General features: G+C 42.2%; 15 protein-coding genes. All 15 read right to left on the bottom strand.

The annotated features are described in order from the left end of the window. Nucleotides 1-165: 165 nt before the first annotated feature. Complete coding sequence (gene recN, locus C6W18_RS02630) at nucleotides 166-1,899, bottom strand: DNA repair protein RecN (protein ID WP_105925786.1); 1,734 nt, start codon at nucleotides 1,897-1,899, stop codon at nucleotides 166-168. Between the two features lie 34 nt (nucleotides 1,900-1,933). Next, nucleotides 1,934-2,383, bottom strand: a complete 450-nt coding sequence (gene ahrC / locus C6W18_RS02635) for a transcriptional regulator AhrC/ArgR (protein ID WP_105925788.1) — start codon at nucleotides 2,381-2,383, stop codon at nucleotides 1,934-1,936. Between the two features lie 162 nt (nucleotides 2,384-2,545). Further along, a complete protein-coding gene (locus C6W18_RS02640; RefSeq protein WP_034319707.1) occupies nucleotides 2,546-3,400 on the bottom strand; it encodes a TlyA family RNA methyltransferase in 855 nt (284 codons plus the stop codon). After that, nucleotides 3,397-5,298 (bottom strand): 1-deoxy-D-xylulose-5-phosphate synthase, encoded by a 1,902-nt coding sequence (gene dxs / locus C6W18_RS02645; protein ID WP_105925790.1) that lies wholly within the window; start codon nucleotides 5,296-5,298, stop codon nucleotides 3,397-3,399. Before dxs ends, C6W18_RS02640 begins: the two co-directional genes overlap by 4 nt. A 151-nt stretch (nucleotides 5,299-5,449) precedes the next feature. After that, on the bottom strand, nucleotides 5,450-6,349 hold the full coding sequence (locus C6W18_RS02650; protein WP_373465686.1) for a polyprenyl synthetase family protein: 900 nt from the start codon (nucleotides 6,347-6,349) through the stop codon (nucleotides 5,450-5,452). Further along, a complete protein-coding gene (locus C6W18_RS02655; RefSeq protein WP_003215880.1) occupies nucleotides 6,333-6,593 on the bottom strand; it encodes an exodeoxyribonuclease VII small subunit in 261 nt (86 codons plus the stop codon). Before C6W18_RS02655 ends, C6W18_RS02650 begins: the two co-directional genes overlap by 17 nt. After that, nucleotides 6,590-7,936: an exodeoxyribonuclease VII large subunit gene (gene xseA, locus C6W18_RS02660; RefSeq protein ID WP_105925792.1), complete on the bottom strand. Its 1,347-nt coding sequence runs from the start codon at nucleotides 7,934-7,936 to the stop codon at nucleotides 6,590-6,592. Before xseA ends, C6W18_RS02655 begins: the two co-directional genes overlap by 4 nt. A 70-nt stretch (nucleotides 7,937-8,006) precedes the next feature. Next, a complete protein-coding gene (gene folD / locus C6W18_RS02665) occupies nucleotides 8,007-8,858 on the bottom strand; it encodes a bifunctional methylenetetrahydrofolate dehydrogenase/methenyltetrahydrofolate cyclohydrolase FolD (protein ID WP_034319697.1) in 852 nt (283 codons plus the stop codon). Nucleotides 8,859-8,869: 11 nt separating this feature from the next. Continuing rightward, nucleotides 8,870-9,265 carry a transcription antitermination factor NusB gene (gene nusB, locus C6W18_RS02670; RefSeq protein ID WP_034319695.1) on the bottom strand — a complete coding sequence of 132 codons (396 nt, stop codon included), beginning with the start codon at nucleotides 9,263-9,265 and terminating at the stop codon, nucleotides 8,870-8,872. 210 nt (nucleotides 9,266-9,475) lie between these two features. Beyond that, a complete protein-coding gene (locus C6W18_RS02675; protein ID WP_034319693.1) occupies nucleotides 9,476-9,883 on the bottom strand; it encodes an Asp23/Gls24 family envelope stress response protein in 408 nt (135 codons plus the stop codon). Between the two features lie 25 nt (nucleotides 9,884-9,908). Beyond that, a complete protein-coding gene (accC, locus tag C6W18_RS02680; RefSeq protein ID WP_034319689.1) occupies nucleotides 9,909-11,258 on the bottom strand; it encodes an acetyl-CoA carboxylase biotin carboxylase subunit in 1,350 nt (449 codons plus the stop codon). Nucleotides 11,259-11,269: 11 nt separating this feature from the next. Then, nucleotides 11,270-11,752: an acetyl-CoA carboxylase biotin carboxyl carrier protein gene (gene accB, locus C6W18_RS02685; protein WP_034319686.1), complete on the bottom strand. Its 483-nt coding sequence runs from the start codon at nucleotides 11,750-11,752 to the stop codon at nucleotides 11,270-11,272. Nucleotides 11,753-11,948: 196 nt separating this feature from the next. Continuing rightward, entirely contained in the window at nucleotides 11,949-12,581 is a 633-nt protein-coding gene (locus C6W18_RS02690; RefSeq protein WP_189318032.1) for a SpoIIIAH-like family protein, read from the bottom strand. Beyond that, complete coding sequence (spoIIIAG, locus tag C6W18_RS02695) at nucleotides 12,581-13,252, bottom strand: stage III sporulation protein AG (protein ID WP_105926369.1); 672 nt, start codon at nucleotides 13,250-13,252, stop codon at nucleotides 12,581-12,583. The genes C6W18_RS02690 and spoIIIAG overlap by 1 nt, the downstream gene beginning before the upstream one ends. Then, complete coding sequence (spoIIIAF, locus tag C6W18_RS02700) at nucleotides 13,245-13,877, bottom strand: stage III sporulation protein AF (RefSeq protein ID WP_105925796.1); 633 nt, start codon at nucleotides 13,875-13,877, stop codon at nucleotides 13,245-13,247. The genes spoIIIAG and spoIIIAF overlap by 8 nt, the downstream gene beginning before the upstream one ends. Nucleotides 13,878-13,887 lie beyond the last annotated feature (10 nt).

Here is a 13,887-nt window from a genome sequence, read left to right on the forward strand (position 1 = left end):
CAGAACACTAATGTTTTGGCTACATCTATACTTTTGCCTTCTTCGCGAGGATTTATAACTGCCACATGTAGAAAATGATTGGATAAATTGATAAAAGAAAAAGACGATTTCATGCGTATATACAGCGAATTTTAGACAACATAAAAAAGGCAGCTGGTCATTCAGCTACCTTGTCATTTTGACATCATTTGCTTGGTGCAATAATTCTTTTGCATGCTGTTTTGTCAGCTCAGTGACTTCCACACCTGCAATCATCCGGCCAATTTCACTCACTTTTTCTGCATGACTTAATGGCTTGACACTCGTTAGTGTTCTGCCGGCTTTAGAGCGTTTAGAAATGAAGAGATGTGTGTCAGCCATTGCAGCTACTTGGGGCAGATGTGTGATGCAAAGCACTTGTGATCCTGCCGCTACTTTATAAATTTTTTCGGCAATGGCCTGTGCGACCCTGCCACTGACGCCTGTATCAACCTCATCGAAAATAATGGATGTGACTTCTTGTTTGGCTGAGAAAATACTCTTCACTGCCAGCATGACACGTGAAATTTCTCCACCGGAGGCTACTTTTGATAAAGATTTCATCGGTTCGCCCGGATTTGTAGAAATGACAAATTGCGCTTGGTCTATTCCATTTTTCCCGAGCTGGACAGGTTTTCCGTCTAAAAGGGGGCAGTTCGTGCTGCCAAAGGGCGCATATCGAATGGCAAAAGCCGTATCAAAGGATGACTTCTCCATATACAAATCCTTTAACTCTGCTTGGATTTGCTTCGCTAGCTTTTTAGCCCATTTTTTGCGAAGCTCTGACACGTTGAGTGCTTCCAGCAGTGCATCGCGGCTCATCGCATCCAGTTTGTTTTTGAGCGTTTGCAGGTGACTGTCTCGATTTTGGATTTGATCTATTTCTTCTTCAATCTTAGCCGCATACTCCAAGATTTCTTCAACCGTTGCGCCATACTTTCGCTTTAACTGCTTCATTTCATTCAGCCTAGACTCAATAAAATCAAGACGCGCCGGGTCGAATTCTAGCTGATCCAGCATGCTGCGCATTTGGAAGGTAGAATCCTCCAATAAGTAATAGGAGTTCGAGACTTGCTCAGAAAGCTTTTTCAGATCATCATTGATCTCAGAAACCTGCTCTAGCTCGCTTGAAGCCATTCCAACCCAATCAAGCCCTCCTTGCTCATTGCGTAGGGCGTTATACGCGTTTTGAAGTGAGGAATAGATTTTTTCGTAGTTGCTGATTTGATGACGTTCTTCCTGAAGCTTCTCATCTTCTCCCGGTTCTAATTGAGCCGCTTCAATTTCTTCCAACTGAAATTGCAGTAAGTCTAAACGGTGCACCATTTCCTGCTCATTTTCAGACAGCTGTTTTAGCTTTTGAGCGGTCTTGGTATATTGATCATACGCTTCATGGTACTGTGATAAAGCAGGCGCAATTTCTTCTGCCCCAAATTGATCAAGCAAATGCAAATGGTTTTCATCCTCCATCAACAGCTGATTATCGTGCTGTCCATGTATATCGAGCAAAAGCCGTCCTACTTCTCTCAGAAGAGAAATCGTGACAAGCTTGCCATTAATGCGGCAGATGCTTTTCCCGCTTTGATTAATATCACGACGAAGAATCATCATTTCATCCGATGCCTCAATTCCCTGCTCTTCGCATAGGGCAAATACAGGATGATCTGCCGGCACAAGAAAAAGCCCTTCCAGCTCTGCTTTTTTTTCACCGTAACGAACAAATTCAGATGATCCTCTTCCCCCTACAAGAAGTGAGACAGCGTCAATCATGATTGATTTTCCGGCACCTGTTTCCCCTGTTAGAACCGTGAGTCCTTTTTCAAATGAAACCGTTAACTCTTCAATGATTGCAAAGTTTTTAATGGTTAGTTCTGCTAACACTCATTTGACACCTCTTTTTGTAAACCTGATCTCTTTATAGAAGCTCTAAAATTTTGGCCGAAACTGTATCCGTATCATCTGGTGTGCGGCAAATGATTAAAATGGTATCATCCCCGCAAATCGTTCCCATAATTTCTTCCCAATCTAAATTATCCATTAAAGCACCAATCGCCTGAGCATTACCCGGCATTGTTTTGAGAACAATTAAATGACTGGCAGCATCCATTTTAATAAATGCATCCATTAGGGATCGCTTCAGCTTTGACAGCGGGTTAAACCGCTGATCCGCAGGAAGACTGTATTTATATGTTCCATTGTTCGTCGGTACTTTCACTAAATGTAATTCTTTAATATCTCTAGAAACGGTCGCTTGTGTGATGTTATATCCATCGGCTTTCAAAATATCGACCAATTCATCCTGTGTTTCGATTTCTTGGCTTGCAATGATTTCTCTAATCTTAATATGCCTTTGACCTTTATTCATTTTGACCCCCCTAGGCGTTTGATTCTCAGTTTGTCTTTACGTTCTATGTTATATGATGCACACTTCAAAAAACAAGCATTACGTGAGAAACTGTCGATTCTCGTCTTTTGACCATGTAAAAAGGAATAATAGCGAGCTATTATTCCTTTTGTTTGAATGATATCATGTGTCAGCCGGCTCAGGACTGTTTTTCTTTTCTTTCAATACGGAATGGGCTTCCTTGACCACTTTCTCAAGTTCAGAAGCTGGAAGTGCCGCATTCTCCTCTTGATCAGGATGAAGCATCAAATGAAGAAGGAATTCAATATTCCCATCTCCACCTGTGATTGGTGAAAATGAAACATCCTTTACGTCATAGCCTTCTTTTGCAGCAAATTGATTCATTTCTTCTAGCACACCGAGGTGGACAGATGGATCACGCACAATGCCTTTTTTTCCGACAAGCTCTCTACCTGCTTCAAATTGGGGCTTGACGAGCGCGATACAGTCACCGCCTGGGACAAGAATATGTTTTAAAGCCGGAAGAATGAGTTTGAGTGAAATAAAAGATACATCAATCGACGCAACCTCTGGCAATCCTTCAGTAAAATCAGCTGGGACGGAATGGCGGAAATTGGTGCGTTCCATCACGATCACGCGGTCATCCTGCCTTAATTTCCATGCAAGCTGATTGTAGCCAACATCAACAGCGTATGATTTGACCGCTCCATTTTGAAGTGCACAATCTGTGAATCCACCTGTTGATGAGCCGATATCAATCAGCAATTTCCCTTCAACTGTTAAGTCAAATTCTTTTAGCGCTTTTTCAAGTTTTAAGCCGCCGCGGCTCACATATTTCAAAGGATTCCCCTTCACAGTGAGCGGTGTATCACGAGCGATTTTCTCTCCTGGTTTATCCAAACGGTTCTCATTTGAGTAAACGATCCCTGCCATAATGGCACGCTTTGCTTTCTCTCTCGTTTCCATTAGTCCTTGTTCGACTAATAAAACGTCAAGTCGTTCTTTCTTTGATGTCATGATCCAATTCCTTTTCTTGGTGCTGCGGGAAGCAGGGCACGTAAAGTTTCAGCCACCTGCGCATTCGTCAGACCAATTTCTTCAAGTAGGGCATCAACACTTCCATGCTCAATAAATTCATCTGGAATGCCCATCCGTTCTACCTTTATATGTGACGCTTTCTTGTCGTGTATATATTCTAATACGCTGCTTCCAAATCCACCTTGGAGCACAGCTTCTTCAATCGTCAAAATCGGAATGTCTTCAGACAGTATTTCACTTAGCATCTCTTCGTCAAGGGGCTTAATGAAACGAGCATTGACGACACGAATCGATTTCCCTTCTTTTTGCAGTTCCTCTGCTGCTTGCAGCGCCATTTTAATGGTCGTACCGAATGTTAAAATCACGGCATCCTTCCCTGGACGAAGAACTTCCCATGACCCAATCGGAATGGTTTTCAGCTGTTCATCCATTTTGACGCCAAGTCCATTTCCGCGCGGGAAGCGCATCGCAATAGGACCGTCATCATACTGAATGGCTGTATTGACCATGTGCTGTCCTTCATTTTCATCCTTTGGCATCATAAGAACCATATTCGGCATATGGCGCATGAAGGCAATATCAAACACACCTTGATGCGTTTCTCCATCTGCACCGACAAGACCCGCACGGTCAATTCCGATAAACACATTGAGGTTCTGACGGCAAATGTCATGCAGCACTTGATCATAGGCTCTTTGAAGGAACGTTGAGTAAATGGCTAAGAATGGCTTCATATCCTGCGTTGCAAGTCCAGCCGCCATTGTGGCTGCGTGCTGCTCTGCAATCCCTACATCAAACATTCGCTCTGGAAATTCCTTTGCAAACCCTTCAAGCTTTGAGCCAACAGGCATCGCAGGCGTAATCGCGACAATTCGCTCATCTTCCCGCGCGAGCTTTCTGACGGTTTCACTGACTAGACCGCTCCATGACGGGGCTGCTGCTGTCGGTTTCACAAAATCACCTGTATCGATTTTGTATGGACCTGTGCCGTGCCAAGTCCCGATTTTATCAGCTTCTGCCGGCTTATAGCCTTTTCCTTTTTTCGTGATGACATGCAGGAGGACAGGACCTTTCGTTTTCTTTGCATATTCAAGATTCTCAAAAAGATCTTCATAGGAATGTCCATCTACAGGACCTAAGTAGGTGAAGCCCATTTCCTCAAAGAACATGCCCGACACAAGTAAATATTTCAAGCTGTCTTTAATACGTTCTGCTGTTGCAGCAAGTTTTCCACCTACGGCTGGAATGCGCTTGAATAAGTATTCGAGCTCGTCCTTTACCCATTGGTATTTACCAGCTGTGCGCAGTCTGCCAAGCATTGTGTGAATGGCACCGACGTTTGGTGCAATACTCATTTCATTGTCGTTTAATATGACAATCATATCTTTCTTTTCATCTCCGATATGATTCAGCGCTTCTAACGCCATACCGCCGGTTAACGCACCATCTCCGATAATCGGAAGAATATATTCATCTGTTCCTTTGATATCCCGCGCTGCCGCCATACCCATCGCGCCAGATAATGAGGTTGAACTGTGACCCGTCTCCCATACATCATGTTCACTTTCATTTCGTTTAGGAAAACCGCAAAGTCCTTTATATTGACGAAGTGTATCAAACTCCGCTCCTCTCCCAGTTAACAGCTTGTGAACGTAAGACTGATGTCCAACATCCCAAAGGAATTTGTCTTTCGGGCTGTCAAATACTTTATGAAGTGCAACAGTGAGTTCAACGACACCTAGGTTCGGACCGATGTGCCCGCCAGAGTTAGCTAAGGACTCAATTAAAAACATGCGAATGTCAGCACTAAGCTCCTCTAATTCTGCATTTGACATTCCTTTTAGAAACGTTGGATTTTTTATAGATAAAAGATCCAATCAGGATCAACTCGCTTTCAACAAAATTTCTACATACATATATAATGCCTTATTCCTATGAAAACCAATTGAGGAATAAGCGTTGTCTCATCATAATAAACTGTTTACAGTTTACCACAATTGCTCGAGGACCCTCAAATCTAGGCTGTTTTTAATGATCTCTTGAGGCAATCAGATCACATAAATCATGCAATAATTGCTGCTCTAACTCCAGATTTGAGACAATTTTTTTTGCACGTGTGATGTGTTCATTTAGTTTTTCTTTTGCGCCTGAAAGAGTTAATAAAGAAGGATATGTCGACTTTTCATTTGCTGTATCGGAGCCGACCCGTTTTCCTATCTTTTCTTCGCTTCCTTCGAGATCTAAAATATCATCACGGATTTGAAAAGCAATACCGATATGATAGCTGAATTCTCTCAAGTTTTCGATATCGTCATCAGATGCACCTGCCAGCATCGCACCTGCTGCTACGCTGAAGGTCAGAAGCTTTCCTGTTTTCCGGGCGTGAATGGATTCTAATTCAGCAAGAGGTATTTGTTGTTTTTGCTCTGCTTCCATATCATCAAATTGACCGCCAACCATTCCAAGCGCACCTGCTGATTTTACAAGTTCATCTATGATTCTGAGCTTTTGATCAGCGGATACATTGTCAGATAGTTGCGATGTAATCAGGCGGAAGCTTTCGGTTAAAAGCGCGTCGCCTGCAAGAACCGCTGTTGCTTCTCCATATACTTTATGGTTGGTCGGCTTTCCTCTGCGAAGATCGTCATCATCCATGCATGGAAGGTCGTCATGAATCAATGAATACGTATGAATCATTTCCACTGCACAGCCAACAGGTATGCCGTCTTTTTCACTTTTTCCATAGGCATTTAAAAGAGCAAGGACGAGAACAGGGCGAAGCCTTTTTCCGCCTGCTTCTAAAGAATAAAGCATAGAGGATTTCAAGTCTTCTGGGATATGCAATTCCTGAACATATGTAAATAAATAATCTTCGATTGCCTGTTTTCGTGTTGTCAAAAAATCATTTAAATTACTTGTCACCAGCATCTGCCTCCTTCACTGAAAAAGGAGCCAGTTCACCATCCTCTTTTAAAATGAAATCCATTTGCTTTTCAACATGCTGTAACTTTTCATGACAAAGCTTTGAAAGTGTCATACCTTCTTGGAAATAATGGATGGCTTGCTCAAGCGGTACATCTCCCTCTTCGAGCTTCCCAACAATCTCTTCAAGACCTTTCATGGCCTCTTCAAATGTCATTTGTTCTTCTTTTTGTTTATTTGATTCTGTCATGATGATTGTCCCTCCTTCTCAATAACCTCACAAATAAGACGCCCATCCTTCATTGTAATGGTCAGCTGATCCTTCGTATTTACTTGGTTCACACTTTTAATCAGTTCATCTTCTTTATAGGCTAAACTGTAGCCTCTTTCCATCACTTGAAGCGGATTTAATGCATTTAGTTTACCAAGAACAGATTGGAACTGCGAATGAATTGATTTCATTTGCACATTCATACTGCGGATGAGTTGATCTGTTTCATTGGCGTGACGTTTTTTCGCCTGAAGCAGCTGCTCTTTTGGATGAAGCGGCTTTAATCTGTATGTCTGGCGGTCAAGCTGACTGCGTTTTTGTTCAATTTGTCTCGTCAGCTGTTTTTGAAAACGATCAAATACCATATCGAATTGCTGCTCTTTTTGCTCTTGTAATCGCTTTGGAAAACGGAAGGCATAAGAGGATTGAAGCGCCACAAGACGGTCCTTCGCTTGGGAAGTTCGATTCTTCACGGCTCGTGTTAACCGAATGTCGATCGATTTGATTCGTTCCATTAAATCGGCTGTGCTTGGAACAGCTAGCTCGGCTGCTCCTGTTGGTGTGGGTGCTCTCATGTCTGCAGTAAAATCACTGATCGTAAAATCCGTTTCGTGCCCAACTGCAGAAATGATTGGAATGTCTGATGCGAAGATCGCTCTTGCGACTGCCTCTTCATTAAAGGCCCAAAGTTCTTCAATCGAACCTCCTCCTCTTCCGACAATCAAGACATCGCAGATTTGCTTTTCATTTGCTTCTTTGATCCGTTCAACGATTGAACGGGTGGCATTTTCACCTTGGACTAACGCCGGAAGCACGATGATTTTGGCCTGCTGATAGCGCCTGTTGATGGTTGTAATGACATCTCGAACAGCCGCTCCTGTTGGGGATGTAATCACACCAACGACTTCTGGATATTCAGGAATTGTTTTTTTATAACGCGCATCAAATAAGCCTTCACTTGCTAGCTTTTTCTTCAGCTCTTCATAAGCGAGATGAAGAGCACCAACACCATCAGGCTGCATTTCCTTTGCATATAATTGATAGTTGCCGCTTGGTTCATATACTTGAATCCCGCCGCGTACAAACACTTTCATCCCGCTCTTTGGTGAAAAAGGCAGCTTGGAAGCGGAGCGCTGGAACATGACAGCTTGCATGCGTGCGTTTTCATCTTTCAAGGTGAAGTAAACATGACCTCTTGAATGAATCTTCACATTGGATAACTCACCTTTGATCCAAATATCTTCTAAGTGCGGGTCCACATCAAATTTTCTTTTTATGTATTTTGTAAGGGCTGTGACCGTCACAAAGGCTTTTTCACTCATGACGTATTCCTCCTCTTCAAAAACGCACATTCATCCACCAGCAGCATGCAGGTGGATGAATGGATAAAGCTTATGCTAATGTACGTTTTGCTGATTTAACCGTATTATGTGCAAGCATCGTAATCGTCATTGGACCGACTCCGCCAGGGACTGGTGTGATATAAGAAGCTTTTTCTTTTGCCTCTTCAAAATCAACATCGCCTACAAGCTTTCCAGTATCTAAACGATTGACTCCTACATCGATGACAATAGCGCCTTCTTTAATTTGGTCAGCTTTAATAAAGTTTGCTCGACCGACGGCAACAACTAAAATGTCCGCTTTTAACGTATGTTCTGAAATATTCGCTGTTCTTGAATGACAGTATGTGACGGTTGCATGTTCGTTTAACAGCAATTGTCCAACTGGTTTGCCGACAATATTGCTTCGTCCAACAACAACCACTTCTTTACCAGAAAGATTAACTCCTGTTTTGTTCAGCAATTCAACAATACCTGCTGGTGTACAAGGAAGGAATGTATCTTCTCCTAGTAGCATTTTCCCGATATTTAACGGATGAAAACCATCTACATCTTTCTCTGGTGAAATACGTTCAATGACGGCTTTTTCAGAAATGTGTTTTGGCAGTGGAAGCTGAACAAGAATCCCGTGGAATTGATCATTCGTATTGTACTGATCAATCAGCTGAAGCAATTCCTCTTCTGTTAAAGAAGCATCTAAATGATCAAGTTGAAAATGCATGCCCATTGCTTCTGCTGCTTTTTTCTTCCCGCGTACGTAAGAAAGTGACGCCGGATCATCACCGATTAGAATAACGGCAAGACCAGGTGTGACTCCTTTTTGTTTTAGCTCTTCTACTTCTTTTGCTAATTGTTCACGCTTTTCTTTTGCTGTTTCTTTTCCATCGATGATTGTTGCTGTCATGTCGAATCCTCCTATTGCTGCTTTAGGTCGTTTTTAATGCTTGAAAGTACACCATTTACAAATTTCGGCGCTTTATCATCACCGAATAATTTGGCCAGTTCAATGGCTTCATTCATTGACACACTAACCGGGATGTCATCTTGATACACCATCTCGTACACAGATAGCCTTAAAATGGCTCTGTCTACGTTCGCAATACGATCGAGTTTCCAATTCACAAGATGCTGTGAAATCATTTCATCGAGCTTGTCCTTTTGTTCAAGCACACCGAAAACCAGCTCCTCGAAAAAAGGATCTGATTCTTGTTCATCCAGCGCATGTGTAATGGCCTCTTTCGGATCAATATTGCTGACATCAATTTGAAATAATGTTTGTAGCGCCTTTTCTCTTGCAGTTCTTCTTTTCATTATTTACTCCTTTAACCACTTTATCCGCTTGTCGTTAAGCCATACAGAGATCATAACATATTTTGACCGTGGTCGCACCAAGATCCATGCGGGCTGTGGCGAAAAACGAATAAATCAACACGTGACGTAATCAATATTCGGAACTTACCCAAAAATGGGCTTTAAAAAACCAAAGAGGCGATGCCTCCTTGGTTTCAATTGAACCCTTTTTTACACTTCTTGATCTACTTCAGCCTCAGGTGCTTTTGTATCAAATTGAATGCCAACGACATGAATGTTGATTTCATTAATCGTTAAGGCAGTCATGTTCAAAAGGGTTTGACGGATATTTTCTTGAACAGCAGTGGATACCTTTGGAATGGATAGGCCAAATTCAACCACACAATATACATCAATTGTGATGCCTTCATCAGAGACATCTACTTTTACACCTTTACGGTGATTTTTCTTACCAAAGCGTTCTGCTACATCAGCAGCGAAATTCCCACGCATTTCGGCAATTCCTTCGACCTCTGAAGCGGCGATCCCCGCAATGACTTCAATCACTTCTGGCGCAATTTGCACTTTTCCCAATTGATCTTCATCAAGGTTCATTTCAAGCAAATTGTTTTCTGACACGATCATTCACCTCCGAAAGCTGTTATTATTTCATGATTTGATATGTTTCTAAAAACTTCGTATTAAAATTACCACTCACAAATGTTTCATGCTCGAGCAATCTAAGATGGAACGGAATCGTTGTGTAGACTCCTTCAATGACGAATTCTTGAAGCGCACGTTTCATTTTCGCAATCGCTTCTTCTCTCGTCTTACCATACGTAATTACTTTTGCAATCATGCTATCGTAATATGGCGGAATCACATAGCCCGGATATGCGGCAGAGTCAACACGTACGCCAAGACCGCCTGGCGGAAGATACATTTTAATTTCACCAGCTGAAGGCATGAAGTTTTTCTCTGGGTTCTCTGCATTAATACGGCATTCAATCGCCCAGCCTGCATATACGACATCCTCCTGAGTAAGAGAAAGCTTCTCACCTGATGCTACCATGATTTGTTCTTTGATCAAATCAACACCTGTGACCATTTCCGTTACAGGGTGCTCTACTTGAATGCGAGTATTCATTTCCATGAAGTAGAACTTCTCTTCATTATAATCATAAATGAACTCAACCGTTCCAGCGCCTGTGTATTCAACCGCTTCTGCTGCTTTCACGGCTGCTTCACCCATTTGCTCACGTATGTCTGCATTAAGTGCTGGTGATGGTGTTTCTTCAAGAAGCTTTTGCATTCTTCTTTGAATCGAACAGTCACGCTCACCTAGGTGAATGGTATTCCCATGCTGATCTGCAAGCACTTGAATTTCCACGTGTCTAAAGTCTTCGATGAACTTCTCCAAATAGACGCCAGGGTTACCAAAGTTTTGTGCGGCTTCTTGCTGCGTGATTTTGACACCATTAATGAGCTCTTCTTCTGTTCGAGCTACGCGGATACCTTTACCACCGCCGCCTGCAGTTGCTTTAATAATAACAGGATACCCAATACTTGCTGCTGTTGAAACGGCATCATCAAGATCTTTTACAATCCCTTGAGAACCTGGGACAATCGGAACTCCTGCGTGCTTCATTGTTTCTCTTGCGACATCTTTCGTCCCCATTTTGGAAATCGCTGACGCAGTTGGTCCAACAAAGATGACATTACATTCCTCACAAAGCTCGGCGAAGTCTGCATTTTCAGCAAGGAAGCCGTATCCTGGATGGATGGCATCTGTACCTGTTAGTTTTGCTACACTGACAATGTTTGTGACATTTAAATAACTATCTTTAGAAGCAGTCGGTCCGATGCAATATGCTTCATCAGCCATTTGAACATGCAGCGCATCGCGATCCGCTTCAGAAAATACCGCAACTGTTTCAATTCCTAGCTCTTTACAAGCGCGGATGATTCTAACTGCGATTTCTCCTCTGTTTGCAATTAATAGCTTTTTAATCATGATCGTACTCCTTACTCTGCTTTCACTAGAAAGAGGGGTTGTCCGAATTCTACGAGCTGACCGTTTTCAGCTAATACTTCGACGATTTCGCCTTTTACTTCTGCTTCAATTTCATTAAACAGTTTCATCGCTTCAACGATACATACAACTGAGTTTTCCTTCACCTTAGAACCTGTTGTCACGTATGGGTCTGCTTCTGGTGAGGATGAAGCATAAAATGTGCCAACCATTGGGGATGTGATTTTATGCAGATTTTCAGACGCAGTTGCCTCTTGTGCAGGGGCTTCGGTCTGAGCTGGAGCTTGTGCTTTAGGAGCTTGTTGAGCTGGAGCTGCTTGGACAGGAGCCACTGGTGCTTGTACCGCAACTTGCTGAACGACTTCTTTATTTTTCTTCAGTTTGATTTTTGCACCTTCGTTTTCGTACGTAAATTCATCAATTGTAGATTCGTCAATTAATTTAATCAGTTCATGAATTTCTTCGATTTTTAACATGGATTTGCACCCCTATGTATGGATTTATCTTTTTTTATAGGCTAGTACTAAAAGTACATACTATAACCATCTTACAGGAGGATTTCGTTGAATTCAACTACTATTGTGATCAGACACCTTGCGAAGGCACCTTGAAAAGGGCGTCAAACCGCATCAAAAAACGCCCTTTTCGGCAAAAGGACGTTTGTTCATTTTTTTATTGATTGGATGGCTCAAACGTGACAGCTACGTTATCAAGCCCTCTGATTTCTTTTGTGACCATATCAATAATATCTGCCGCTTGGGACTTTGATTTTTTATCAGAACGAACGGTGATGCTCACTTTATCTCCTTCAGCACTCACTAGAGCATCTTTGTATCCTTTCGTCTTAATCAATGTCTCAAGCTGACGCTCTGTTCCTTCTGCTTCACTAAGTGCTGTCATTTGATCATAGGCTTCACTTTTTTCTTGTGCTGTTGCATCGTCACTTGACACGATTTCGTTGAATTCTTCACGCTGCTTGCTTCGTTTATCTTCAAGCTCTAGTCTGTATGTTGTAAAAAGCTCATCATCTGTTTGCTCTGAAACAACCTTACCTTCTTCACCACTTGCTTCAACATCCTCTTGTTTGGCGTTTGTTTCTTTGTCAGTGGACTTGTCACCTGAGCCTTTTTCCGTTCCTTTGTCAGTCCCTTTTTCTGTTTCGGTCTTTTTCTCTTCAGTTCCTTTTGATTTCATATCTTCTACTGTCACTGCATTCTCACCTTGTGGCGACATGATATAGTACACACTCAATACGACAACTAAACTTAGCATCGTTAATAGCCAAACCGTTTGTTTTTTTAACATCATTCCGAATCCTCCTTGATTTTTTTAGGGGCAACAGCTACTCTATGGCTCGGTACATCAAGCACTCGTGTAACAGCTTCAATGATGGTTTTCTTTATTTGAACGTTGTCTACTCCTTGAGCAACAACGAGAACACCTCGAATTTCTGGTTTTTTCGTTTGGACAACAACAGGTGTTTCTTCATTGCCGTTTTTAATAATGACGATCTCTTCTTCCTTTGTTTGATCCGTGACACTTCGCACGCCGCCTTCTTTATCTGTTTCCTCGGTCGTTGTGCTTTTATTGGATTTGTTTTTTTCAAACACTTTTAAAGAAGTCGCGTCTACATTCACTACAATGGATACATCCTCAACACCAATGATCGTCTCTAAAATTTCTTTCAACTGATTTTCGTATTCTTGCTCAACGTCCTCAATCGAGTCCTTTGGTTTCCCCGAGGATGCCGGTTTGAATACCTCCTGCTCTTCAGAGGTTGTTTTTTTAGAAGCAGGAACAGCAGCCTGTTGTTTGTTTGATGAGGGTGACAGGATCTGACTGACTAACATGAAAGACACGCCGATAATGAATACAAGTAGCAAGTAATGGTGTTTTGTTAATTTGGGCTTCCCTTCACCTTTTTCAGGTGGTTGGAACAATGATTTCAGCTTTTGTTTCCAGTCCTTGTTATTCATCATCTGCTTCGTCACCTCCCTCAATGTTCAGTGCAATGTGTTCAGGACTCGTATTCCATATGTCAGCAAGCGTCTTTTTTATCCTTGCGGCCTCTTTTGATGACGATCCAGCGCTTTCCTCCTTTTGCCTGGAGAGATCAATGTCCACCTTTGCCACCGTTTCTACAGCATCACCTGCGAGCGGGGAAAGGACTGCTTTGATGCGAAATTGATCTGCCTCCATATTCTGATCAAGGTGCTCCTCATCTGCCAACACTTCTACGTGTTTCATTTCATAGCTCTCCTTCTCCAGTGGCTCCTTTGCGCTTTTTTCTAGTTGGACAGCCATTTGCTTTAAAATATATGCACGCTGTGAGGCTTGTATTTCTTTTTTTTCTAAATTCATCTGATTTTTTATTTCTTCTGACTGTGCTTCTTCCTTCCCTTTCATTAATTCTGAGAAAATTTGGTCAGGATCCGCTCGAAATAAGGCAAAAATGGGATTGAGCATGACGACGATTAACAGTAAGCTGACGACCATCTTGGCATACTTTTGCATGCTTGAATTGGGCAGCAAAAGATCAATCACAATCGCAAATAAGATAAAGAGAATAATACTTGTGATCCATTCTGTAAGAAAACTCAAAAGATGTCCC

Source organism: Bacillus sp. LLTC93, from assembly GCF_002993125.1.
In the GTDB taxonomy this organism is placed as follows: domain Bacteria; phylum Bacillota; class Bacilli; order Bacillales; family Bacillaceae; genus Bacillus; species Bacillus zhangzhouensis.

Excerpts from the sequence above, each read along its gene's own strand:
- ahrC (WP_105925788.1), bottom strand. The coding sequence starts at position 2,383 with ATGAATAAAGGTCAAAGGCATATTAAGATTAGAGAAATCATTGCAAGC.
- C6W18_RS02640 (WP_034319707.1), bottom strand. The coding sequence starts at position 3,400 with ATGACATCAAAGAAAGAACGACTTGACGTTTTATTAGTCGAACAAGGA.
- C6W18_RS02650 (WP_373465686.1), bottom strand. The coding sequence starts at position 6,349 with ATGCTGGTGACAAGTAATTTAAATGATTTTTTGACAACACGAAAACAG.
- C6W18_RS02655 (WP_003215880.1), bottom strand. The coding sequence starts at position 6,593 with ATGACAGAATCAAATAAACAAAAAGAAGAACAAATGACATTTGAAGAG.
- xseA (WP_105925792.1), bottom strand. The coding sequence starts at position 7,936 with ATGAGTGAAAAAGCCTTTGTGACGGTCACAGCCCTTACAAAATACATA.
- folD (WP_034319697.1), bottom strand. The coding sequence starts at position 8,858 with ATGACAGCAACAATCATCGATGGAAAAGAAACAGCAAAAGAAAAGCGT.
- nusB (WP_034319695.1), bottom strand. The coding sequence starts at position 9,265 with ATGAAAAGAAGAACTGCAAGAGAAAAGGCGCTACAAACATTATTTCAA.
- accC (WP_034319689.1), bottom strand. The coding sequence starts at position 11,258 with ATGATTAAAAAGCTATTAATTGCAAACAGAGGAGAAATCGCAGTTAGA.
- accB (WP_034319686.1), bottom strand. The coding sequence starts at position 11,752 with ATGTTAAAAATCGAAGAAATTCATGAACTGATTAAATTAATTGACGAA.
- C6W18_RS02690 (WP_189318032.1), bottom strand. The coding sequence starts at position 12,581 with ATGTTAAAAAAACAAACGGTTTGGCTATTAACGATGCTAAGTTTAGTT.
- spoIIIAG (WP_105926369.1), bottom strand. The coding sequence starts at position 13,252 with ATGAATAACAAGGACTGGAAACAAAAGCTGAAATCATTGTTCCAACCA.